The organism is Serratia rubidaea (assembly GCF_016026735.1).
Classification (GTDB): domain Bacteria; phylum Pseudomonadota; class Gammaproteobacteria; order Enterobacterales; family Enterobacteriaceae; genus Serratia_B; species Serratia_B rubidaea.
This window is the reverse complement of record NZ_CP065640.1, coordinates 2,515,338-2,538,535: the sequence shown is the minus strand read 5'-3', so window position 1 is coordinate 2,538,535 and position 23,198 is coordinate 2,515,338. Positions and strand designations below refer to the sequence as shown.

Annotated in this window: 21 protein-coding genes; 7 read left to right on the top strand and 14 right to left on the bottom strand. The window is 59.8% G+C overall.

The window, feature by feature from the left end:
- Nucleotides 1-78 precede the first annotated feature (78 nt).
- Both I6G83_RS11780 and I6G83_RS11775 read left to right on the top strand, forming a co-directional pair.
- The gene (locus tag I6G83_RS11780) at nucleotides 79-984 is read left to right on the top strand and encodes a LysR family transcriptional regulator (RefSeq protein ID WP_225365495.1); all 906 of its coding nucleotides are present in this window, start codon (nucleotides 79-81) and stop codon (nucleotides 982-984) included.
- Between the two features lie 78 nt (nucleotides 985-1,062).
- Nucleotides 1,063-1,674 carry a hypothetical protein gene (locus I6G83_RS11775; RefSeq protein ID WP_015671125.1) on the top strand — a complete coding sequence of 204 codons (612 nt, stop codon included), beginning with the start codon at nucleotides 1,063-1,065 and terminating at the stop codon, nucleotides 1,672-1,674.
- A 13-nt stretch (nucleotides 1,675-1,687) separates the two neighbouring features.
- Here the strand turns inward: I6G83_RS11775 and I6G83_RS11770 are convergent, their stop codons facing one another.
- The 4 genes from I6G83_RS11770 to I6G83_RS11755 all read right to left on the bottom strand — a co-directional run bounded on the left by I6G83_RS11770 (nucleotide 1,688) and on the right by I6G83_RS11755 (nucleotide 3,541).
- Nucleotides 1,688-1,948 carry a putative hemolysin gene (locus I6G83_RS11770; RefSeq protein ID WP_054306578.1) on the bottom strand — a complete coding sequence of 87 codons (261 nt, stop codon included), beginning with the start codon at nucleotides 1,946-1,948 and terminating at the stop codon, nucleotides 1,688-1,690.
- Nucleotides 1,949-2,046: 98 nt separating this feature from the next.
- Nucleotides 2,047-2,529, bottom strand: a complete 483-nt coding sequence (locus I6G83_RS11765) for a DUF2501 domain-containing protein (RefSeq protein ID WP_054306554.1) — start codon at nucleotides 2,527-2,529, stop codon at nucleotides 2,047-2,049.
- Between the two features lie 135 nt (nucleotides 2,530-2,664).
- Complete coding sequence (gene pagP, locus I6G83_RS11760; RefSeq protein ID WP_054306553.1) at nucleotides 2,665-3,255, bottom strand: lipid IV(A) palmitoyltransferase PagP; 591 nt, start codon at nucleotides 3,253-3,255, stop codon at nucleotides 2,665-2,667.
- Between the two features lie 19 nt (nucleotides 3,256-3,274).
- A complete protein-coding gene (locus I6G83_RS11755) occupies nucleotides 3,275-3,541 on the bottom strand; it encodes a hypothetical protein (protein ID WP_138111358.1) in 267 nt (88 codons plus the stop codon).
- A gap of 530 nt (nucleotides 3,542-4,071) precedes the next feature.
- On the opposite strand from I6G83_RS11755, the gene I6G83_RS11750 reads away from it, so the two are divergent.
- Nucleotides 4,072-5,751 carry an alpha-keto acid decarboxylase family protein gene (locus tag I6G83_RS11750; protein WP_054306552.1) on the top strand — a complete coding sequence of 560 codons (1,680 nt, stop codon included), beginning with the start codon at nucleotides 4,072-4,074 and terminating at the stop codon, nucleotides 5,749-5,751.
- A gap of 48 nt (nucleotides 5,752-5,799) precedes the next feature.
- Here I6G83_RS11750 and I6G83_RS11745 read toward each other — a convergent pair whose 3' ends face one another.
- Nucleotides 5,800-6,903: a DUF1615 domain-containing protein gene (locus I6G83_RS11745; RefSeq protein WP_054306551.1), complete on the bottom strand. Its 1,104-nt coding sequence runs from the start codon at nucleotides 6,901-6,903 to the stop codon at nucleotides 5,800-5,802.
- A 170-nt stretch (nucleotides 6,904-7,073) separates the two neighbouring features.
- Between I6G83_RS11745 and tehB the strand changes: the two genes are divergently transcribed.
- The 3 genes from tehB to I6G83_RS11730 all read left to right on the top strand — a co-directional run bounded on the left by tehB (nucleotide 7,074) and on the right by I6G83_RS11730 (nucleotide 10,155).
- Complete coding sequence (gene tehB / locus I6G83_RS11740; RefSeq protein WP_054306550.1) at nucleotides 7,074-7,682, top strand: tellurite resistance methyltransferase TehB; 609 nt, start codon at nucleotides 7,074-7,076, stop codon at nucleotides 7,680-7,682.
- 169 nt (nucleotides 7,683-7,851) lie between these two features.
- The gene (gene leuE, locus I6G83_RS11735) at nucleotides 7,852-8,490 is read left to right on the top strand and encodes a leucine efflux protein LeuE (RefSeq protein ID WP_054306549.1); all 639 of its coding nucleotides are present in this window, start codon (nucleotides 7,852-7,854) and stop codon (nucleotides 8,488-8,490) included.
- Nucleotides 8,491-8,655: 165 nt separating this feature from the next.
- Complete coding sequence (locus I6G83_RS11730; protein ID WP_054306548.1) at nucleotides 8,656-10,155, top strand: aldehyde dehydrogenase family protein; 1,500 nt, start codon at nucleotides 8,656-8,658, stop codon at nucleotides 10,153-10,155.
- A 28-nt stretch (nucleotides 10,156-10,183) separates the two neighbouring features.
- Here the strand turns inward: I6G83_RS11730 and feaR are convergent, their stop codons facing one another.
- From feaR to I6G83_RS11715, 3 genes are all read right to left on the bottom strand, one after another.
- Nucleotides 10,184-11,098: a transcriptional regulator FeaR gene (gene feaR, locus I6G83_RS11725; protein ID WP_054306547.1), complete on the bottom strand. Its 915-nt coding sequence runs from the start codon at nucleotides 11,096-11,098 to the stop codon at nucleotides 10,184-10,186.
- A gap of 233 nt (nucleotides 11,099-11,331) precedes the next feature.
- Nucleotides 11,332-11,538 carry a DUF4762 family protein gene (locus I6G83_RS11720; RefSeq protein ID WP_128144305.1) on the bottom strand — a complete coding sequence of 69 codons (207 nt, stop codon included), beginning with the start codon at nucleotides 11,536-11,538 and terminating at the stop codon, nucleotides 11,332-11,334.
- Nucleotides 11,539-11,934: 396 nt separating this feature from the next.
- Nucleotides 11,935-12,159: a DUF4762 family protein gene (locus tag I6G83_RS11715; RefSeq protein WP_128144304.1), complete on the bottom strand. Its 225-nt coding sequence runs from the start codon at nucleotides 12,157-12,159 to the stop codon at nucleotides 11,935-11,937.
- Between the two features lie 426 nt (nucleotides 12,160-12,585).
- On the opposite strand from I6G83_RS11715, the gene I6G83_RS11710 reads away from it, so the two are divergent.
- Nucleotides 12,586-14,073, top strand: coding sequence for a UbiD family decarboxylase (locus I6G83_RS11710; protein WP_054306545.1), 1,488 nt, complete (start codon nucleotides 12,586-12,588; stop codon nucleotides 14,071-14,073).
- A 12-nt stretch (nucleotides 14,074-14,085) separates the two neighbouring features.
- Here the strand turns inward: I6G83_RS11710 and I6G83_RS11705 are convergent, their stop codons facing one another.
- The 6 genes from I6G83_RS11705 to I6G83_RS11680 all read right to left on the bottom strand — a co-directional run bounded on the left by I6G83_RS11705 (nucleotide 14,086) and on the right by I6G83_RS11680 (nucleotide 22,937).
- The gene (locus I6G83_RS11705) at nucleotides 14,086-15,387 is read right to left on the bottom strand and encodes a mechanosensitive ion channel family protein (RefSeq protein WP_054306544.1); all 1,302 of its coding nucleotides are present in this window, start codon (nucleotides 15,385-15,387) and stop codon (nucleotides 14,086-14,088) included.
- An 84-nt stretch (nucleotides 15,388-15,471) separates the two neighbouring features.
- Nucleotides 15,472-16,503 carry an MBL fold metallo-hydrolase gene (locus tag I6G83_RS11700; protein ID WP_054306543.1) on the bottom strand — a complete coding sequence of 344 codons (1,032 nt, stop codon included), beginning with the start codon at nucleotides 16,501-16,503 and terminating at the stop codon, nucleotides 15,472-15,474.
- 131 nt (nucleotides 16,504-16,634) lie between these two features.
- Nucleotides 16,635-17,885 (bottom strand): MFS transporter, encoded by a 1,251-nt coding sequence (locus I6G83_RS11695; RefSeq protein ID WP_054306577.1) that lies wholly within the window; start codon nucleotides 17,883-17,885, stop codon nucleotides 16,635-16,637.
- Between the two features lie 49 nt (nucleotides 17,886-17,934).
- Nucleotides 17,935-21,018 (bottom strand): beta-galactosidase, encoded by a 3,084-nt coding sequence (locus tag I6G83_RS11690; protein WP_054306542.1) that lies wholly within the window; start codon nucleotides 21,016-21,018, stop codon nucleotides 17,935-17,937.
- A gap of 182 nt (nucleotides 21,019-21,200) precedes the next feature.
- Nucleotides 21,201-22,271, bottom strand: coding sequence for a LacI family DNA-binding transcriptional regulator (locus I6G83_RS11685; protein WP_054306576.1), 1,071 nt, complete (start codon nucleotides 22,269-22,271; stop codon nucleotides 21,201-21,203).
- Nucleotides 22,272-22,367: 96 nt separating this feature from the next.
- The gene (locus I6G83_RS11680; RefSeq protein ID WP_054306541.1) at nucleotides 22,368-22,937 is read right to left on the bottom strand and encodes a L,D-transpeptidase family protein; all 570 of its coding nucleotides are present in this window, start codon (nucleotides 22,935-22,937) and stop codon (nucleotides 22,368-22,370) included.
- Nucleotides 22,938-23,198: the final 261 nt, after the last annotated feature.

Genomic DNA, 23,198 nt, shown 5'->3' with positions numbered 1-23,198 from the left:
TAATTCAGCCCGAATTGCTCAGGTAGTCGGCAAGATATACACTCAGCGTTCTACCAGTGGAACAATGGAGCGACGGTGTTGGTTGATTTAAACGATCTGTTCTTTTTTGCCAGCGTGGTGGACCACAAAGGGTTTGCGCCGGCCGGCCGGGCGCTCGGCATTCCCAAATCCAAGCTCAGCCGCCGGGTGGCGCTGCTGGAAGAGCGCCTTGGCGTACGGCTGCTGCAGCGCTCGACGCGCCGTTTCTCCGTCACCGAGGTCGGCCAGAGCTATTACCGCCACTGCAAGGCGATGCTGGTGGAGGCCGAAGCGGCGCAGCAGGCGATCGACCAGACCCGCGCCGAACCCTGCGGCACGGTGCGCATGAGCTGCCCGGTGGCGATTCTGCACACCCGCGTCGGCGATATGCTGGCCGCCTTTATGGCGGACTATCCGCAGGTCACGCTGCATCTGGAAGCCACCAACCGCCGGGTCGACGTGGTGGGCGAAGGGTTGGATCTGGCGCTGCGAGTACGGCCGCCGCCGCTGGAGGACAGCGATCTGGTGCTGAAAGTGCTGGCGACGCGTCGCTGGTGCATCGCCGCCAGTCCGGCGCTGATACGCACGCTGGGCGAAGTGCGCCGGCCGGAAGACCTGCCGCGCTATCCCACGCTCGACCTCGGCCCGGCGCGCGCGCAGCACCAGTGGACGCTGTACGGCCCTGCGGACGCCACTTTCCGCTGGGAGCACCATCCGCGGCTGGTCAGCGACGATATGCTGATGCTGCGTAAGGCGGCGATCGCCGGCGCCGGCATCGTGCAGCTGCCCCGCATGATGATGCACGATGAAATGCTGCGCGGTGATTTAACCCCACTGCTGCCCGACTGGCACCCCGAAGGCGGCATCGTGCATGCGGTCTACCCGTCGCGCCGCGGCCTGCTGCCGGCGGTGCGGCTGCTGCTGGATTATCTCGGCCAGCAGTTCGCCGCGCTGGAAGAAGAGTAATCTCCGCCGCGATGTTGGCTATACTGTGCAATAACAACGTTACCGCAGACGTAACGGTTTGGGCGCTAAAGGAAAACTATGATACTGAGAATCGCAAGGTGGCTGTTTCAATTACCCGGCAGGCTGTTTGGCATGGTATTCAGCCGCCGACTGACGACCTTTATCTTTTTTATGCTGGTGGCGCTCGGCGCGATCGCCGTGAAACGCTATCTGCGCACCGATCCGCAGGCCGAGCCGCTCTCTCCGGCAGCGCAGCCCCACTATGATATTCAGCGCGACGTGTCGCCGCGCGAGGCGCGCGGACAGTGCGGCGGGCCGCTGCACGACAATCAGGGCAGCCCCTGGCCGGATTCCGCCGGCTATTTACGCCAGCCCGACGCGCAGGAGCGCGGCCGGACGCAGCGCATCACGCTGGATAACCAGCATAACGCCTTTGCCGTACGGGTAAAGTTGAGCAGTGCGGAAAACCCACAGTACGTCGCCGACCTGTTTATTCCCGCCGCCGCCAGCTTCAGCATCCAGACCAGTGCGGCGGAACGCTATGTGATGAAAGTAAAAAATATCCAAAGCGGCTGCAGCTACCGCTCACAGCCCTTTGCGCTGGCCAGCGATCACAACTGGCGGCTGCCCATCAGCCTGCACAGCCACGGCAAGGTGCAGTTTCAGGCCATCGACGCCGGGCAATTCTGACCGCGCCGGAACGCTATTTTTTCACCGGATGGTCGCGGCGGAACAGCTGCCAGCTCTCAATCTCTTCGCCGTTCGGCAACGTGCAGGTGGCATACTGGCCGTGCTCGTTCTCTTTGGGGTTCAGCTTGCCGCCGATCTTCACGCAGTAGACATCGGCCGGGTTAGCCATGCCGATAGCCCGCGGCGGCGGTGGCGCATCATCATTGGTTTTCATCTGACATCCTTGCAGCAGCGCTGCGCCTGCGAGCAGGGAAAGCAACAACGTTTTTTTCATCATTTCACGAAGATCCGGTCCGCGCCGTACAGCGCGAGGGGTAAAAACAACGACGCTGCGGCGCATCACGCCCCGCAGCGTCAGTTAACATCGGGGGCTTAGGAGATAAAGGATTTACCCTGCTTCAGCACCAGATCGCAGGCTTTCTGCTTCACTTTCTCGGTGATCTGCGAGGTGCCGAGGTTGTTCAGGTCCAGGCTCTTGCCTTCGCCGGTTTGCAGCAGACCGCCCAGCCCCTGCTGGTAGTCTGCGCTTTTGGCGTCAGAGTCGCTGCTGATGCCCAGTTTACCCAACAGTTTGTCTTTCACATCCGCCGCGCCGCTTTCCGACAGGACGTTGTTTTTCACGCAGTACTGCAGAATACCGGCCGCGTTGGTCATGCTGCCGGAACTCAGCGCCTTGTCGCCGCCGTTCAGCAGACCGGTCAGGGTCGACAGCGACGTACCGCCGCTTTCACCACCGGATTTGCTCAGCTCGCCGGCAGCGTTGCTGACGGAATCCATCAAACCGGCCTGCGCCGCGCCAGCGCTTAACGAGGTGGCCAATGCCAGCGCCAACAATACACGATGCTTATTATTCATAGTGCTCAAACTCCTGTCTTCTCTTCGGTAAGCGGCGATATCGCCGGAACATACATTCGGACGCTGCGCGCGTCGACAAGTTCCCTTTAACTGTTCGCGCAGAAATTTTTAGGATTATGAGCAAGCTGCGGCAGCTTAAAACTGCCAGCGCAGCCAGGCGAAGAATACGTTGCCGTTATTATAGGTGCCGGGAATGTAGGTCGCCTGGAACGTCAGTTTTTTATAGCCGACGGACGCCAGCGGCAGCGGTGCAGGGATCGGGATATAGTTCCAGTTATCGCGGGCGGTCACGCTGGCGGTAAAGCCCAGCCCCAGGCGGAAATCCTTGTCGTCCAGCGGGCGCCAGATTTTCTCATAGGCGTAGCCGCCGATCGGCTCCCATTTATTAAAGGAGTCTTTAAACGCCATAATATAGATGCCGTGCCAGTCGCCGTCCTGGTCGAAGCGCGAAATGCCGTAGCCGGCGCCCCATGGCCGCTCGTTGTACTTGTCGATATGCTCATCGTCGTACGTCCAGCGGTTGTGCCAGGTGATCGCCGGGATATAGAGGTCATGGTTCGGCGAGTTGTTCCAGGTTTCCGCTACATTATCCGTAAAGCGCTGCCACAGGCCCGGTTTTTCCGCCGGCGCGACGGTGCTATTTTCTGAACCAACCTCAGCCAGAGAAGGCAGTGCAGGAAATATCAACGCTATACAACCGGCCAGGCATGTCCGTTTTAACAACATAAAATAACTCCTGTACAAATTACGGCCGAGGATTCTTACCGATTGCACCTGCAAGATCAAGCCAAGGCAACACTTTCCCGCCGCAAACCGCCGTTCGTTGTCTTTTCGTTAAGTTTAGCCGCTGCTCGCCAAACCTCGGTTTTATCCCGGTAAAACCGGGCAAACCGACGGTAAAAATCGCCCCCGGCAGCAGCGTGAAAAAATATTTACCCCGCTCAAAAATCAGAATGTGATCGCAGGCGGCAGCGGCGGCCTGACCTGTTGTCGCAATTGTTAACTGCCGCACAATTTTTACCCGTCGGCGCACAGTTAATTATATGTAAAACATTTGTGACATATTGTGTAGGGAAAATAATTAGCACGGTTAACTATTGATTTATCGCCGCTTCACGGCCGTTTCCCGTCATGCAGATATTAATCACCGTGCGCTCACATCGGCGCCTGCCGCAGCAGAACAATAGCGGCGGGTAAAAGTACCGGTCTCGCAGCCCTTACCCTGACGGCACGCCGCCTGACCGCATAAACAGCGATTACCCCTCACAATCCGGCCGCTGAAAAATACCCGCATCAGATTATCAGCCTGCCAATTTATCGTTTTCAGATAGTTGCATACGTAAAGCTTCCCATACATTCCCCGCCCCGCGCATCAGCCCCGCTTATCTTGAAGGCCGCCGGCGTTTACATAACTGTTATAGCAACGGACGCAGCGCCACTGATGCCTCGCGGCCTCTGTATACCGACAACTACAACATCGCCAGCAACCACGCTTGCTGATTTCTACCTGAAACAAAAAAGACAATGAATTCGGAGCTAGAGATGAAAATCACTATCGGACAATTTCTCCTGCAACAACTTCGCGCCCTGAATATTGAGCATATCTACGGCGTGCCCGGCGACTATAATCTGGCGCTGCTGGAAATGATTGAACATGACGATAGCGTGCAGTTTGTCGGCAACTGCAACGAGTTGAACGCCTCTTACGCCGCCGACGGCTATGCTCGTCTCAACGGCGCCGGCGCGCTGATTACCACCTACGGCGTCGGCGATCTGGCCGCGCTGTCCGGCATTGCCGGCGCCTACGCCGAGTCGTCGCCGGTGATCTGCCTGGCCGGCACCCCGCCGCTGCACGCGATGAAGGATCACGCCCTGCTGCACCATTCGCTGGCGGACGGCAACTTCGACAACGTGATGAACTGCTTTAAACAGTTCACCGTCGCCCAGGCGCTGATTACGCCGGAAAACGCCGCCCGGGAAATCCCGCGGGTGATTGCCGCCGCCTGGACGGAGAAAAAGCCGGTCTATCTGCAGCTGCCGTCGGATATCTGCGAGGTGCAGATTGATATCGCCGAGCCGGTTGCCCCGCCGCAGCAGCCCGCCAGCGACGCCCACAACCTGCAGCTGGCCGCCAAGGCGCTGCTGCAGCGGCTGCGCGCCGCCAAATACCCGCTGATGCTGGTCGATCAAATGGTCGACCGCTATCAGCTGCAGCAGCTGACCATCGCCGTGGCGCAGCGCTTCGGCATTGCGCTGACCAATATGCCGACCGCCAAATGCATCATTCCGGAAACCACCGCCGGCTGGATGGGCGGCTACAGCGGCAACCTGTCGCGCCCGGAGCTGTTTGAGCTGATGGCCAAATCCGACTGCGTGCTGAGCTTCGGCGTACGCCTGGTGGATTCCACCACCGGCTATTTCTCCCATCAGATCCCGGCCGCAGCGCAGATTGATATCCAGCCCTACTCGCTGAAATTCGACAACACCGCCTACCCGGCGGTAGCGACCGCCGATCTGCTGCAGGCGCTGCTGGACGCCGACGAGGGGCCGCACGCCGCGCCGATGGCGGTACTGCCTAATCCGCACGCGCAGCTGGCGGCCCCCGGCGACGCGCCACTCGATCAGGCCTATTTCTGGCAGCGGATGAGCCGCTTTATTCGTGAGGACGACGTACTGGTGGTGGAAAACGGCACCTCGGGCGCCGCAGTCGGCGGCATGCGCATGCCGGACGGGGTGAAAGTGGTTAACCAACCGATCTGGGGCTCCATCGGCTATACCCTGCCGGCGCTGCTCGGCACGCTGATGGCGGCGCCGCAGCGACGCCATATGCTGTTTATCGGCGACGGCTCCTTCCAGTTAACCGCGCAGGAGGTCTCCACCCTGCTGCGCTACGAGCAGAAGCCGATCATCTTCCTGATCAATAACGACGGCTACACCATTGAGCGCTACATTTTGGGGGAAAATTCGTCTTACAACGATATCGGCCCGTGGGACTACGCCAAACTGCCGGCGGTGCTTAATACCCAGGCGCGGCCGTTCTGCGCGGCGGTGGAAACCAGCCAGCAGCTGGAGCTGGCGCTGGAGCACGCTTCACGTCAGGAAACGCTGGCGTTTATCGAGGTCAAACTGCCGATGATGGATACGCCGCCGGTAATGAAAGAGTTCTGCAACCGCTGCAACAGCTTTAACTTCGGCCTGACCAACCCGCGCCGCAGCGCATAACGCGTCCGGCGGTCGGCGTAAGATTCCCCCCGCCGGCCGCCTCCCCGCTTAACGGGCGCGCGCCATACAGCTTTGACGCCGGTCGTCCACCCGCTTGGCAAACCAGGCGGTGGTCAGCTTACGGGTGATTTTCGGGCTTTCCAGGGTAATGCCCGGCAGCATCTCACGCGGCAGTTTTTTCCCGGCGGTTTTATCCGCCAGCGCAAACACCTGCCGATACAGATCGGTGTCTTCAAACTCCAGCGTGTCGCCTTTCTCCAGCGCGCGACGAATAGCGGAATGGCTGATATCCAGCCGCTTCGCCAGCGTGCGCACCGCCAGTTCAGTGGTGCCCGGCTTATCGCTGCCGTAAATAATCAAATCGCCGTCCAGCGCCAGCGGAATGCCGCTGGCCTGGCTGACCGCGCTCTGGAAGGCGGCGTTACGGCTGGCGTACCAGCCGGCGTTAAAGTCGGCGAAGCGATACAGCGAGCGGCTGTAATTGGCCGGATAGCCCAGCAGATGCATAATGCCGAAATACATGCCGCCGCGGCGGCTGAACACTTCGCGGCGAATCGAACCGTCGATCGGGTACGGGTAGCCTTTGGCATGCGCTTCGGCAAAGGCGATGCTGACCTGCATCGGCCCGCCGGTGCGCACCGGGTTTAGGCTGCCGAACAGGCGCTGCCCCATCGGCACCATATCGATAAAGTCGTCGAAGATGGCGCTCAACTCTTTTTCACTGCGCACCTTGTCCAGACGCTCGCTGTAGCTTTTGCCGTTGGGCGACTTGAGCAACAGTGCGGTACGCACCACAAAGTGCGGAATATGCAGCTTATCGGCGCGGCGATCGATCTCCTGCCAGGCGATCTTCGACAGCCCCGGCACCTGCGGGTCGGCGTGGAAGGTCGACTCCTGCCCGGTCACCGCCAGCACCGCGCACAGGTTCTCGTCGCTGGGATCCAGCCCCTGGGCGGCGAACGCGGCGGTGATATCGCCGGCCCACGCCTGTTTGTTCTGCGCGTTGGCCGGCATCAGCCTGACCACCTGCGCCTTCACCTCCGCCGGGCTGCGGCTGGGCGCCTGCGGCGTGATATTGCTGGTACAGCCGGCCAGCGCCAGCAGCGCGGTCAACGTCAGCGCGCGACCGGTGAAAATTCGATAATTAGGCATCTTTTCCCTGATCGTTAAGGTATCTGCGCTCAAGACGTTATCCCAGCCGCGCCGGATGATCCAGCCCCGCGGAGGGAAAAGCCGGCATAGCGATTCTGCGATGGCAGAGCGGCGCAATAAGGTGTATTTTACATGCAATTTAAAAACTCAATCCGTACAAGGAGCCCCCCATGTCTGCAGACATCCAGCCAGAAGACTATTTTCATCAGAGATATGGCCTGACCCGCACCCATTCGGAAGTGGTCGCCGCCGCCGGCGAGATACCCGCCGGCAAGGCGCTGGACCTGGGCTGCGGCGGCGGACGCAACGCGCTGTATCTGGCGCTGAAGGGGTTTGACGTCACCGCCTGGGATAAAAACGCCGTGGCGGTCGCCGAGCTGAACCGCATTATCGATGCCGAAGGGCTGAGCAATATCCGCGCCACGGTGCAGGATCTGAATAGCCTGCGCTTCCAGGGCGACTACGATTTTATTCTCTCCACGGTGGTGATGATGTTTCTGCAGCCTGCGGCAATCCCGTCGATCATTCAGGATATGCAGGCCGCCACCGTCAGCGGCGGCCATAACCTGATCGTCGCCGCGATGGATACGCCGGACTTCCCCTGCCCGCTGCCGTTCCCCTTCGCCTTTAAGCCCGACGAGCTGAAGAAGTACTACCGGGAGTGGCAAATCGTAAAATACAATGAAGACGTCGGCGAGCTGCATAAAACCGACGCCAACGGCAACCGCATCAGGCTGCGCTTCGCCACGCTGCTGGCGCGCAAGCCCGCCTCTCTCTGACGGCGCGCCGCTGTCGCGCGGCAATCTGTGCGCTAACGCGGGAATCGCGTTGCCAATCTCGGCGCGCGGCGTTAGGATCGCGCCCGGCCAAAAGACGGGCCAGGGATTACGCCGCGCTGCTTCACGACGATCAACGCGCAGGTGCGGCCAGGCATTTTGAGAGGTTATCGTGTTAGAAAGTTTCGGCGTCCTGAATTTATGGACCTACCTGGCCGGGGTGATATTTATTATCGTGCTGCCCGGCCCCAATACCCTGTTCGTACTGAAAACCGGCATCTCACGCGGTATCCGCGCCGGCTACACCGCCGCGCTCGGCGTATTTATCGGCGACGCCGTTTTGATCTTCTGCGCCTACATCGGCGTGGCTACGCTGATCCGCACCACCCCGCTGCTGTTTACGCTGGTGCGCTATCTGGGGGCGTTCTACCTGCTGTTCCTGGGCGTGAAGATCCTCTACGCCAACTTTGTGCAAAAGACTCAGCCGGAGCACCAGGCGCTGGAAGGCGGCCACAGCATTCTGCGCAAGGCGCTGACGCTCAGCCTGACCAATCCCAAGGCGATTTTGTTTTACGTGTCGTTCTTCGTGCAGTTTATCGACTTTAACTACGCGCATACCGGGCTGTCTTACACCATCCTGGCGCTGATTCTGGAGTCGGTCAGCTTTATCTATCTGAGCACGCTGATCTTTGCCGGCAGCATGCTGGCGCACTTCTTCAGCCATAAAAAACGGCTGGCCAAGCTGGGCAATGGCCTGATCGGCCTGCTGTTCCTCGGCTTCGCCACCCGCCTGGCGACGCTGAGTTCCTGAGCCGCGCCACAACCGGGGCGCTCTGACGCCCCGGCCCTACCACCGCCATTTTGTCACGGCGGACAAACCGACTGTCAGACAGAGCAAATTTTCCTCCCGCCATCGCGCGTATGCTAAATCGGTGCAATTTTTCCCGATCGTTCTCTTCGTATGACAGGAGGGCATATGCCTGATACTACCGTAGCAGTGATGGACAACGTGTTGCGCTTTCTCGAACGTCAACACGGCTTGTATATCGATGGGCAATGGCAAAGCTCGCAGTCCGCAGCGCGCCTGCCGGTGTATAACCCCGCCGACGGCCGGCAAATCGCCACCACCGCCGACGCCAGCGCCGGCGACGTCGACCGCGCGGTGCAGTCCGCCCATCGGGCATTTCGCGACGGCGTCTGGTCGCGGCGTCTGCCGGCCGAGCGCGAACGTATTCTGCTTCGCTATGCCGATCTGGTGGAACAGCACGCCGAAGAGCTGGCGCAGCTGGAAACGCTGGAGCAGGGAAAATCCATCAATATCTCCCGCGCGTTCGAAGTAGGCTGCACCCTGAACTGGATGCGCTATACCGCCGGGCTGAGCACCAAAATTACCGGCCAGACGCTGGACGTTTCCATCCCGATGCCGCCGGGCGCCAATTACCAGGTCTACACCCGCAAAGAGCCGATTGGCGTGGTGGCCGGCATTGTGCCGTGGAACTTCCCGCTGATGATCGGCATCTGGAAAGTGATGCCGGCGCTGGCCGCCGGCTGTTCGATCGTGATTAAACCGTCGGAAACCACGCCGCTGACCCTGCTGCGGATGGCCGAGCTGGCCAGCGAAGCCGGCGTGCCGCCGGGGGTATTCAACGTGGTGACCGGCAGCGGCGCCGTCTGCGGCAAAGCGCTGACCGAGCATCCGCAGGTCGCCAAAGTCAGCTTTACCGGTTCAACCGCCGTGGGCAAAGGCATTGCCCGCGCCGCCGCGGACCGGCTGACGCGCGTCACGCTGGAGCTGGGCGGTAAAAACCCGGCTATCGTGCTGAAAGACGCCGATATCCCGCAGGTGGTCGAAGGCCTGATGATGGGCAGTTTCCTCAATCAGGGCCAGGTGTGCGCCGCCAGCTCGCGTATCTATATCGAAGCGCCGATTTACGACCAGCTGGTCGCCGGCTTTGAGCAGGCGGTGAAATCGCTCAGCGTCGGGCCGGGCATGGATCCGGCGGCGCAGATCAACCCTCTGGTTTCCCGCGCGCACCGCGATAAGGTCGCCGCCTATCTGGCAGACGCCAGAAACAAGCGCGCCGAACTGATCAGCGGCGCCGACGGCCCGGCGGGCGACGGTTTCTATATTCCGCCAACCCTGGTGGTCAACCCGGACGACAGCCTGAACCTGACGCGCGAAGAGGTGTTCGGCCCGGTGGTCAACCTGATCCGGGTGGCGGACGGTGAAGAGGCGCTGCAGAAGGCCAACGACAGCGATTACGGCCTGACCGCCAGCCTGTGGACCACCAGCCTGCAAACCGCGATGTCCTATACGCCGCGCATTCAGGCCGGTACGGTGTGGGTCAACACCCATACGCTGATTGACGCCAATATGCCGTTCGGCGGCTTTAAACAGTCAGGCAGCGGCCGCGACTTCGGGCCGGACTGGCTGGACGCCTACACCGAAAGCAAATCCGTCTGTATCCGCTACTGAGCGGCTTTCCCCCGGCCCGTCCGGGGGATTACTGATAGCGCCTGCGGTATTCACTGGGCGAAACGCCAAAGTGCGTTTTAAACGCGGTGGAAAAATGGCTGTGGTCGCGAAATCCCCAGTCATCGCTGAGGTGGGAGAGTTTCTGCCGCGGCGGCGCATGGCGCAGCGCCTGCGCGCACAGCTCCAGACGCCGATGCTTAATATACTGCGCCACCACCAGCCCGTGGCGGGCGAACAGCCGGTACAGCGTGCGCAACGACATGCCGCTCTCCTCCGCCACCCACTCCGGCCGCAGATGCTCGGATTGAATATGACGGTCGATAAAGCTCAGCGCCTGCTTAAAACCGCGCTCGTTCTCCGCGTCCGCCCCCTCTCCGCCGGCCAGCAGCGGACGCAGCAGGCTGGCCAGCGCGCTCAGCGTCGCCTCGCTCTCTGCCGCTGCCAGCGTTGGGCTGTCGAGATAGCCACGCACCAGCTGATGGCTGAATCTGACCAGCGAACTGCCGGCCTCAAGACGCACGGCGCACTGAACCTTGCCCTGCCGCGCCGGCGCTTCGAGGTAATCGCGCGGCAACAGCAGCGAAATTTGCTGCGAGTCCTGCTGGAACAGAAAATTGCTGGGCTGCCCGGCGTCAATCAGCGTCATATCACCGGCCGACAGACTGGCGCGCCTTTCGCCCTGCTCCATCAGGGCGCTGCCGCGCAGCTGAAATACGGTAAAAAAGTAGCCGCCGTTGCTCTGGGCAATCTCCCGCCGGGTGCGGTACAGTTGCGCCTGCGCCGCATCCACAATACTCAGCCGCAGCGCATGCGTATGGTAGGTCCGCATCGCGCCGCTAAACCCCGGCCCCAGCGTATTGGCGCAAAAACGCCCGCAGGCCGCGTTGATGCTTTGCAGCCATTCATCAAAACCGGCACTCCGGGCCTGTACGGAAACCGCCATATGTCCCCTTCCAGCTATCAGCAGTGACGCAGATAACAGCGGCGTCGATCATGCTGCAAACATAGTCACTCGTTAACCGTTAAGCAACAACGGACGGGAGATTTAACGGTGCGATCACAAGTTTGCACCCGACAGCGGCGTACGACGGGAAGATAACGGATAAAAAACGGGTACGGCAATGCTGCCGCACCCGGGATTGTTACAGGAATTGCCCGCATCAGCAGGCGCAAATTTTAAGGCGTTGTAGGCTGGGTAGGGCAGTAGTTCCTGGCCACAACGTTTATCGTCTTGCGCGGTACGCCATACTTATTGCGGCACTCTACGACCGAATAGCATAAATTGCTATCTCCCCCAGCGCCCCATTCAAATTTTTCCTGGCTACAGAAACGAATATAACCGCCGATGACCTTATCAGCTTTTTTCATGCTCATTTTTTTCATTGTGATATCCTTATATGATGATATTGATATATCAAATAAGAAAAACGTCAAACCCGAAAATACGGAATACATTAAATGATGTTTTCCTTACGTCGTTAATTCTAATCACTAAAAAATAAAGAGTAAAACATTGCCGTAATAAAGAGACGATAATGGGATATGACTGAACAATTCAAAGGAATAGTCGCGCTACTCAAGGAGGACAGGAATTAATATAAATGAAATATATATCTCAACCTGGAAATAATAAAGTGAAATACGCGAAGCAAGGCACCCAGCCGATATTGGTCAAGGATAAGATTGTCAGAGATGATGCGGATGGGAATGGGCGTATAACAGAAATGTAATAGAGTTCAGCGATCGGGTGCGGCAACGCGCCGCACCCGGTAAAACAGCTTACGGCGTCGTTGGAGGCGGGGTAGTGCCGCCACCGGTCGCAGCGCAGTTGCTTACTGGCACGTAGAACATCACTTTGGTCGGCTGACCAAATTTGTTGGTGCAGTTTCTGACAGCGGTACAGGTGTCAGCGCCGCCCACCGTGGATTTTTCATAGGTGGTTTCGGAGCAGTTAAAGTAACCGCCGATGATGTTTGATGATTCCATCATGGTCATCTTTTTCATTTTGATATCCTTAACAATGATATTGGTGTGTTTGCACAAGAAAACGCCTTGGCCGATTAATAATCATAACCAAGGCGAATATTACTCTCACGCGAATTGATTATAGATAGCGATAAAAAAAAGAGTCAATTCCATTCTCCGCCACCGAAAGATAAACAGATAACACCCAAATAATTAATAAGAATAGTCACAGAAAAATAGCTAATTAAATTCATCAATAAAATAACGGCTAACGCTATAAAGTAAATTTTTATCGTTTAGTCAACGTCCCACGGTAAGACTGCATCACCACACCGGTATCTCTGACCCGCTCCCCCAGCATCGGCATCGGCCCCGATACGCCACACCACCGCCCTGCGCACAGATCCATGGCTCCTTCTCGGCTAGTCTGAAAAGTGATAACAACCAGTCACTAAGGAGAAAATTATGGACCATCTGCCTGCCGCCACGGACTTTCGCCAGTTTATCGCCTATCTGCGCGCACATCAGGAGCTGCTGGATATCGACGTCACCGTCAGCCCTGAGCTGGAAGCCGGCGCGATTACCCGCAAGGTGTACGAAACCGGCGCGCCGGCGCCGCTGTTTCAGGCGCTGGAGGATAACCCGCACGGCTTTCGGATCCTTGGCGCGCCGGCCGGGTTAAGCCGTCGCGACGGTCAGCGCTATACCCGGCTCGCCGCCCACTTCGGCCTGCCAAAACAGGCCACGCCGCGCGAAATACTGGAGACCATTATCGCCGCCGGCGATCGGACGCCCATCGCACCGCTTCGGGTCAGTAGCGCCCCCTGCCAGCAGAACGTGCTGCTGGGCGACGATGTCGATCTGCTGCGCTTCCCTATTCCGCTGCTGCATCAGGAAGACGGCGGCCGTTACTTCGCCACGTACGGCTTCCACGTGGTGCAATCCCCCGACGGCCGCTGGGACAGCTGGTCCGTGGCGCGCGCCATGCTGCACGACCCGCGCACGCTGGTCGGCCCGGCGATGGCGCAGCAGCATATCGGCATGATCCACCAAATGTGGCGCGAACAGGGCAAAAATACCCCCTGGGCGATGGTGCTGGGCGCACCGCCGGCGGCCATGGCGGTGGCCGGCATGCCGCTGCCCGCCTGGGTCAGCGAACCGGGCTATATCGGCGCGCTGACCGGCCGGCCGGTAGAGGTGGTCAAATGTCAAACCAACGACCTGTACGTGCCGGCATCGGCGGAAATCGTGGTGGAAGGCGAAATCAGTATCGATCAGACTGCGATGGAAGGGCCGATGGGCGAGTACCACGGCTATGCCTTCGCCGAAGGAAAGCCGCAGCCGCTGTTCCACGTTAAGGCGGTGACCTACCGCGACCGCGCCATTTTACCCATCTGCGTCGCCGGCACGCCGCCGGAAGAGAACCACACGCTGTGGGGCACCATGATTTCCGCCGAGGCGCTGAAGCACTGTCGCCAACAGCAACTGCCGATCGATATGGCCTGGTGTTCCTATGAGGCCGCCACCTGCTGGCTGGTGCTGTCGGTGGATGGGGCAAAACTGGCGGCGCTGAACACCGACGCCGACGGCCTGGTGCGGCTGATTGCCGACAGGTTCTTCGCCTCGCACGTCGCCTGGCTGGTGCCGAAAATCATTCTGGTCGGCAACGATATCGATATTACCGATATCAATCAGGTGGTCTGGGCGCTGGCGACCCGCAGCCATCCGAAACGTGATTTCCATGATTTTAGCGACAGTCCCGGCATTCCTATGGTGCCGTACCTGGACACCGAGGATAAGCAGGCCGGCAGAGGCGGCAAAATGATTATCAACTGTCTGTTTCCGGAAGCATTCACCGGGCGGCAGCGCGCCGCCACCGCCAGTTTTGAACACTCCTTTCCTGAGACAATCAAGCAGCAGGTGAACCGCCGCTGGCGCGACTACGGCTTTTAGTGTTATGCCCGCCTAAAGGCGGCGCTCGATGTCCTGCACGCTGACAGTGTTGCCCCCCGCCGGCGGATCGGCGGGGAGAGCATGCCCGCCGTGACGCGTTCTTTTCGGCATCATATTGTTCATATCAATACCCGATGGCTTCTGATAAATGCCCAGCGCGAAATAGCGGGCCGTGGCGTACATGTATTCGAAAATTTCCGACTGCGTATCTTCGTACTCGCTCCAGAACACCTTGGAGGTAAAGCAGTACACCTCGATCGGCAGACCTTCTGAAGTCGGGCTCAGCTGACGCACCACCAGGTACATATCATTACGGATATCGTCGCGCGCCTTCAGGTATTCGAGCAGGTATTTACGGAACAGGCCGAGATTGGTGATGCCGTGGTGGATCAGCTGTTCGTCGGACAGCGTCTCCATCTTGGTGCTGAGATAGGCGCTCAGCCCGGCGAACTTCACCGGCGAGACCGTTTTCAGCCGCTCCAGCAGCGCGCCGTCGGCAAAGGTGATGCTGGACTGATCGATAAAGAAACTGCGCTTGATGCGCCGGCCGCCCGAGGAGAACATCGGCTGCCAGTTGGTATAGGTTTCGGTAATAAAGTTCTTGGTCGGCACCCGGGAGACAGTGTTGTCCCAGTTGCGGATGGTGATGGTATGCAGCGCAATATCCGTCACTTCACCGCTGATATTGCCCTGCGGCATCTCCACCCAGTCCCCCAACTGAATCACGTTGGAGGACGACAGCTGAATATTGGCCACCAGCGAAATCAGCGTATGCTGGAACACAAACATCAGCACCGCGGCAACCGCACCCAGGCTGGAGATAATGATCACCGGCGACTTGTTGGACAGCGTGGCGATCACCAAAATGGTGGCGATCGACGACACGATGATCTTGCCGATCTGCACATAGCCTTTGATCGAATGGGATTTTTCGCCGTGTTTGCGAATGTAGGCGCTGTTGCTGATATCCAGCAGTTCATTAATCAACATCGCCGAGTCGATAATAAACAGCACGCCGCAGATCGCCTGAATGGTTTCCAGCAGCCCCGGCGGCAGCCCCACCACCAGGCGCGACAGGAAATAAACCGTCACCACCGGCACAATATGGGCCAGCCGCTTGGCGACCCGCATATCCTTATCCAGCGGATCGGACTTGTGGGTGTGTAAGATAAAGCGTCTGACAATGCCCAGCAGGAACAGTTTACAGACTACAAAGGAAATGAAGCCGGCGAATAACAGAAAGACTATCGACATCAGCGAGTAAGTCAGCGGATTCGCCAGTAACCAGTTCCAGACAGATAACAGCTCTTGCATGTCAGAGATCTCAATCAAGGAAAAATGCCCTGCCACAAGAATAGCGATTCTCCGCCGCTTTTTTTCACCAATTATGTGGTCAGCTTATGATTCAGCCCGCCACCAGCGGCTGCCGGCGTGCGGCTGCGTCAGATCGAGACGCTCGCCCATCATCGGCGTTGACAGTGAGATCGCACGCTCGGCGGCCAGGCGCGTCACCCGATCGAACGGATCTTCCCAGAGATGCATGCTTAGATCAAAGGTGCCGTTATGGATCGGCACCAGCCAGCGCCCGCCCAGATCCTGATGCGCCTGCACCGTCTGCTCAGGGTGCATATGCACATAGGGCCACTGCTTGTCATAGGCGCCGGTTTCCATCAGCGTCACGTCGAATGGCCCGAACCGCCGCCCGATCTCGGCAAAACCGCTGAAGTAGCCGCTGTCGCCGCTGAAGAACAGCCGCATATCGTCGTCAATGATCACCCAGGAGGCCCACAGCGTACGATTGCCGTCGCGCAGGCTTCGGCCGGAAAAGTGCTGCGCCGGCGTGGCCGTCAGCTGCAGACCGTCCACCTCCGTTCCCTGCCACCAGTCAAACTGCTGCACCTTCTGCGGCGCAATACCCCAGTCGATCAGACGGTCGCCCACGCCCAGCGGCGCCAAAAACAGCGCCGTCTTGCCGTCCAGCGCGCGGATTGCGGCGGCGTCCAGATGATCATAATGATCGTGCGATAAAATCACCCCGCGGATCGGCGGCAGATCGGCCAGCGCAATCGGCGGCGCATGGAAGCGCTTCGGGCCAACGAACGACAGCGGCGAGGCGCGCTCGGAAAACACCGGATCGGTCAGCCACCACTGGCCGCGCAGTTTAATCAGCAGCGTCGAATGGCCCAGCCGGTACAGGCTGCGGTCCGGCGCCTGCCGCAGCATCTCCCGCGTCAGCGGGCTGAGCGGGATGTCGCCGTCCGGCACGGTGCCGCGCGGTTTATTGAAAAAGAAATTCCACCACACGCGTAGCGTCGAGGTCGGCAGTTCATCCGGCGCGGCGGCGCGGGCATTGCGAAAGCGTTGATCCACCGCCTGCGGCGACCACGAATAATCGCCGATAACGCGGCGGAAACGGGAAAATAGGCGCAATAGGGTTATCCTCAGGGCTACGGGCCGGCAACACGCGGGCAACACAGGATGTTAGTCCCTCGCCGCCTCCGCCACCAGAGGGAAATCGTGCTCTGCATCGGGCGCAGCATAGCGCTGCGCCCCCGCCCGCGTTACAGCGCCTCTTTGGCCCGGCGGCGCAGCGAGAACGGTCCGGGGCCGCTGAGGGTGAACGCCGACATCAGCGTAAAGCCCAGCGTGACCAGCCCCAGCACCAGATACGCGCCCTGGAAGCCGATGCTTTCATACATATTGCCTGCCAGCACCGACATAAAAATCATCGCCAGCTGTTTGAAGAAGCAGAAACATACCAGATAGACGGTGGCCGAAAAGCGCACCTCAAACTGACTGGTAATGTATTTGAAGCAGCCGACAATCAGGAACGGCACCTCAAACATATGCAGGGTTTTCAGGATCACCACTTCCAGCGCCGAGGTGGCGAACGAGGAGCCGATAATACGCACCGACATAATGGCGCCCGCCAGCAGCAGCGCATTCTTGCCGCCGATGCGGTTAACGATCAGCGGTGCAAAAAACATGATGGTGGCGTTCAACAGTTCGCCCAGCGTAGTGACATAGCCAAACACCCGGGTGCCCTGCTCACCGGAGGAGAAGAACGAGGTGAAAAAGTTGGCGAACTGCTGGTCAAACACATCGTAGGTACAGGAGACGCCCACCACATACAGCGACAGGAACCACAGTTTCGGCTGCCTGAACAGCTCCAGGGCCAGCTTCAGGCTGAAGGCGTTCTGGTTGGCGCCCACGGCATCCGCCACCGCCGCGGAAGAGTGCGTCTCAGTGCGCGAAAAGAACAGCAGCAGCGCCAGAATAACGGCGCAGCCGGATCCCAGCCAGAACACAAATTCATTATTGATGGTGAACATAACGCCGACGATCGAGGCGCACAGCGCCCAGCCCACGCAGCCGAACATGCGCGCGCGGCCGAATTCAAAACGGCTGCGGCGGCTGACCTTTTCGATATAGGCTTCGATCGCCGGCGCGCCGGCGTTGTAAATAAAGCCGAGATAGATCCCACCGACGATCGACCCCAATAAAATATTAAACTGTAATAACGGCCCGAAGATGTAAATAAAGAACGGGGCGAACATTACCAGCATGCCGGTGATCGTCCACAGCAGGTGTTTACGCAAGCCGAGCTTGTCGGAAAGCAGGCCGAAAACCGGCTGGAACAGCAGAGAAAACAGCGAAATACAGGCAAAAATCACGCCGGTGTCCCGCTGGCTGATATGGTTGATCTCGTGCAGCCAGATGGGGAAGAACGGGAAATAGGCCCCCATAATAAAAAAGTAAAAGAAGAAGAAAAAACCGAACATCCAAAAATTAGTATTTTTTAAATAATACATCATGGATTTCCTCAGTTAAAAAATAGGCAGGCCCAGGCCTGCCCGCTTATTATTGTTGGCCCCAGACCAGCTGGTAGCGATAGCGCCCGGCGCTGAGCAGGTATTCCGGCGCGACGGAAGGGCTCCAGGAGTCGTCGCCGCCAATCCCCATATGGAAGCCGTCAATATTCAGCCAGACGCCCTCCTCCGGCTGCAACAGATGGCGATGGCTGGTCTCCATCAGCTGCCGCTGGCCGTAACGGCTGATATTGAACTGGAAGTCGCCGCGCCAGCGGTGCGCGCCATACTGCAGCTCGCGAGTGCCGCAGCGCAGGCCGTTTTCACACGGGAAGACGTACGGGGTGTACATCGCCTCCAGCGGCTGTTCCCAGCGGTCGAAACAGGCGGAACTCAGGCGATCCGGGTAGTTCTCATGCGGCCCCAGCCCCAGCCAGCTCACGCGCGACGCACACTGCGCCAGCCGGCAGCTCAGGCCGATGCGCGCCGGCGGCGGCGTGCCGTTGGCGATCTCCACCTCCGCCGTTATCCGCATCTCGCCGAGGCCGTCAATACGGTAGGTTTTGCGGCTGATAAACAGCGTTTCGCCCTGATGCTTCCAGGCATGCGCGGTGGTAATCAGCACCGCGCGCGACAGCGCTTCGGCCTCGCACTGCAGCAGCACGGCTTCCGCCCGGTAGTGGCCGGCGGCCTTCCAGCGCTCGACCCAGGCGTTCGGGTCGATGCGGGTCACCTCGCTGACGCCAATATCATTATCCAGCGGCGCGCGGGTGAACTGATCAAGCAGCGGGCTAAGCAGCTGCGGCTCTTCATCCATCCAGTACTGCGTCAGCACGCCCTGCCGGCGGCAGAACGCCCAGCGCTGCCTGCCCAGCGTAATGCTGAACTGCGCCTCACTGCTGGAGAGCTGCGGCGCCTCGCCGGCGTGTACCACGGGCTGCGCGTCGAGTTTTTCTTCCAGCGCCCACTGCTGCCAGGCGCTGAGATGCCCGGCCGGCGACCATGCCGTCGCCTGCGGCTGCACCACCCGCACCGTCAGCCACAGCTGCCCCGCCGTTTCCGGCAGCGGCACCGCCGGCAGGGTAATTGTCTGACGTCCCTGCGGCGCGATGTCCAGCACCGCTTCTCCCGCGGCCAGCGGCCGGCCATCCTGTGCAATCGACCAGTGCAGCACTTCGTTATCGCTATGGCGGAACAGGTATTCGCTGGTGACCTCAATCCGCCGCTCCTCGCCCGGCAGCAGCGTAAACTGGAACAGCTGCTGCGCATGCTTGGCCTCATACAGCGAAGGATGCGGCGTGCGATCCGCAAACAGCAGCCCGTTCATACAGAACTGGCGATCGTTGGGCGTATCGCCAAAGTCGCCGCCGTACGCCGACCACGGCGTACCGTCTGCGTCATGCTTGATCAGCGACTGGTCCACCCAGTCCCAGACAAAGCCGCCCTGCAGCCGCGGATACTGACGGAAGGCCTGCCAGTATTTGGCGTAACCGCCCAGGCTGTTGCCCATCGCATGGGCGTATTCACAGAGGATCAGCGGGCGCTGCTCGCCCGGCATCGACAGCCACTTTTTGATCGACCACTTCGGCGCAACGGGAAACGGCTGATCCTGATCGACGCGCGCATACATCGGACAGATAATATCGGTCGCCGCGCTATTCGCGCCGCCGCCTTCGTACTGCACCGGGCGCGACGGATCGGCCGACTTCAGCCAGCGGTAAAGCGCGTCGTGATTGGCGCCGTGGCCGGACTCATTGCCCAGCGACCAGATAATAATGCTCGGGTGGTTGCGATCGCGCTGCACCATCCGCGTTACGCGCTGGCTCATGGCCGGCAGCCAGTGCGGATCGTCGCTCAGGCGGCTCATCGGCGTCATGCCGTGCGTTTCGATATTCGCCTCATCCACTACATACAGGCCGTAGCGATCGCAGAGCCTGTACCACAGCGGGTGGTTCGGGTAGTGCGAGCAGCGCACCGCGTTAAAGTTATGCTGCTTCATCAGCAGGATATCCTGCAGCATGGTCTCTTCATCCATCACCTGCCCGCGCTGCGGATGATGCTCATGGCGGTTGGTACCGCGGATCAGCAGCGGTTTGCCGTTCAGCAGCAGCAGACCGTTTTCAATACTCACCTGACGGAAGCCGACGTCGCAGGCTTCCGCCTCAATCAGCGTGCCGTCGGCGCGCTGCAGCAGCACCAGCGCGCGATACAGCTGCGGGGTTTCCGCACTCCACAGCGCCGGACGCTCCACCTCCAGCCGCAGCGTGGTGCGCTCGGCATAGGCGCCGCGCTCATCGATAAGCGCGCTGCCGAAAGGCGCGCTGGCCTCCGCGCTCAGGGCGTTGTCCCGCCACAGCTGCACGGTGACGCGTAAGTCATCACTCACTTCCCCCGCCATGCAGACCTCGGCCTCCAGCTGCGCGCGGCTGAAATCAGCATTAAAGCGGGTAGCGATATGCAGATCGCGGATGCATACCGCCGGTTTATGCAGCAGGGACACATCGCGGAAAATACCGCTCATCCGCCACATATCCTGATCTTCCAGATAGCTGCCGTCGCTCCAGCGCAGCACCATCACCGCCAGACGGTTTTCCCCCTGCTGCAGAAAATCGCTGAGATCAAATTCGGACGGCAGCCGACTGTCCTGGCCGTAGCCCACCCAGCGCCCGTTGCACCACAGGTGAAATGCGGAGTTAACGCCGTCAAAGATGATGCGGGTCTGCTCGCCGCTTACCGCCCGCTTGTCGAGACTAAATGTGAGCGAATAACAGCCCGTCGGGTTATCGGCCGGCACGCGCGGCGGATCGACCGGGAAAGGATAGGTGATGTTGGAGTAAATCGGTGCATCGTAACCGTCCATCTGCCAGTTGGAGGGGACGGTTACGGTGTCGGCATCGGGCAGATCGCTCAGGCGCCAGCTTTCCGGCACCGCCTCCGGCGCGGCAAACCAGTTAAATTTCCAGTCGCCGTTCAGGCTGCGCAGCCGATCGGAATGCTGGTCGCTGCGCGCCGCGTCGGCATTGCGCCAGCTGTAAAAAGGCGGGTGCGCCTCCAGACGGTTAAGCTGCGTCACGCCGGGATTTTCCCAGTCGCGGCGCGCCAGTACCGCAGCGAGTGAGTCCGTATTCAGGGTCATGGCCGTGTCCTATTACAAATTGATATCCGCTCACAATTAACCAAGAACATACGGAGACGGGACAAACACTGTAAAGGAGCGGCTGTTTAATGAGTGAGCCGACTCACATTAATGATGATTGACGACGAGAAATGTGAGCGCTTCGCCACACGGTTAACCCAGGTGATGGATGACGCCTGCGCTTACAGACGTGACACCTGCCGTGCAAGCTGCAACAGCGACTCGGCCAGCGCCTGGGGAGAGGAGGTCTGCGCGTCGGGCGGCAGGACGGTTTTGCGTTTGACCAGCGTGACCGGCAGCAGCTGGTTGCCGGTCACGGCTTCACCATGGGAGAGCTGCAGCAGCCTGTCGACGCTGCTCTGCCCCAGCTGCGGAAAATCCTGCTTGATAGTGGTCAGCGGTGGGATATAGCAGGAGCTGTCTTCGGTATCGTCATAGCCGATCAACGAGATATCGGTCGCGACGCGCAGGCCAAATTCGCTTATCGCACGCATCGCCCCCAGCGCCATCTGGTCGTTACCGACCAGTATCGCCGTGGGAAGCGTGCCATCATTCAGCATCTGCGACGTCTGCTGGAAACCGGACATTGCGCTCCAGTCGCCTTCGATTTGCGCCACGGGCTGCAGCTGATGTAGCGCCAGATACTTGTGCCACCCCGCCAGCCGCAGCCGCGCCGAGATGGAAGTCAGCGGCCCCGTCAGCAGCGCAATGCGTTGATGACCGTGCTGCAGCAGGTGCTCAACCCCCAGCCGCGCGCCGTCGTCATGGGAGAAAATAATACTGTTAACGGGATAACTATCGGAGACATCGAGGAACACCACCGGCACATTGCCGCAGGCCGCGGCCACCGCAACGGCGTCTTGTTCATCCAGCGGGTAGTTAACGATCAACCCGTTGACCCGCTGCGTCAGCAGGTTGTGCACCGCCGCCTGACACGCCTCTACGCCGCTGCGTTCCACCATGCCGACCACCACGCCGGCGCCGACGCGATCGGCGCGGGACTTAATGGCGGCGACAATCTGCGACGGCGCATGCAGCGCCAGGTTGGCGGTAACGACGCCGATCAGCGGCAGCTGCTTGCCCGCCAGCTGCTGGGCGACGCGGTTGGGAATGTAATTGAGCGCCGCCATCGCGGCTTCAACTTTCTCACGGGTTTTGGCGGAAACGTGGTTGGCCTGATTAACGACGCGGGAGACGGTCTGATAAGAGACGCCCGCGTGCGCTGCGACATCGTATAGCGTTACCGGTTTCACATTCATCCCCTGATTCCAAAGTGGTCCGCAGTATCATGCCACAGCCGGGAATATTTTTCGTCACCGGGCAAGGGAGCGCCGCACGCCCCCGTCGGTTTACGGCTCAATACGCACCGGCGTACCGGTCGGCACCAGCGACCACAGCTCCTTCATCTCGGCGTTGGTCACCGCAATGCAGCCATCGGTCCAGTCCAGACGCTGTAGCAGCGGCGCCAGCCATCCCCAGCCGTTGGGCTGGCCGTGGATCATAATATGACTGCCCGGAGAATAACCGCCCGCTTTGGCCCGTGCGCTATCGTCAGCATCCGGGTAAGAGATATGCAGGCTGAGATAATACTTGGAGCGGGAATTGCGCCAGTCGATGCTGTAGTCGCCTTCCGGCGTTTTCTGATCGCCCTCGCGCATTTTAGCGCCGCCGTCCGCCGCGCCGCCGAGCGCGACAGAATAGCTGGCCACCACCTGATTATCCTTCAGCAGGCTCAGCGTGCGCGACGCCTTGCGAATCAGCACCTGGTCAATCTGCTCTGCCGCGGCGCGCTGCGCCGGCGGATCGCCGTAGCCAAAGCGCGCCATCAGCCAGCTATAGGCCAGCGGACAAAGCACCAGCAGCGTGAAAAAAACCAGCAGGTAGCGGCCGACGCGGCCGGGACGCTTGAGGCGATGCATAACGGTGAAATCTCCATAAAATGGGCTGAACAAGGCGCTCAGCCGCTGTCCTTGCGCCCGCTTCTCCGCCGCCGTTCGGCATGCCACAACCGACATGTGCTGATAAACGCGCGGAAAAAATAACAACGGGCCTTGCCATGATAACAAATCAGGACATATATCCGCAGTCCTTAATCATAATATATATAAATCTTTTCCTATCAAAACGGATAAATAACAGCGTTGCGCTCTGAAGCAGAGCATAAAAACAGCCTTGCGATG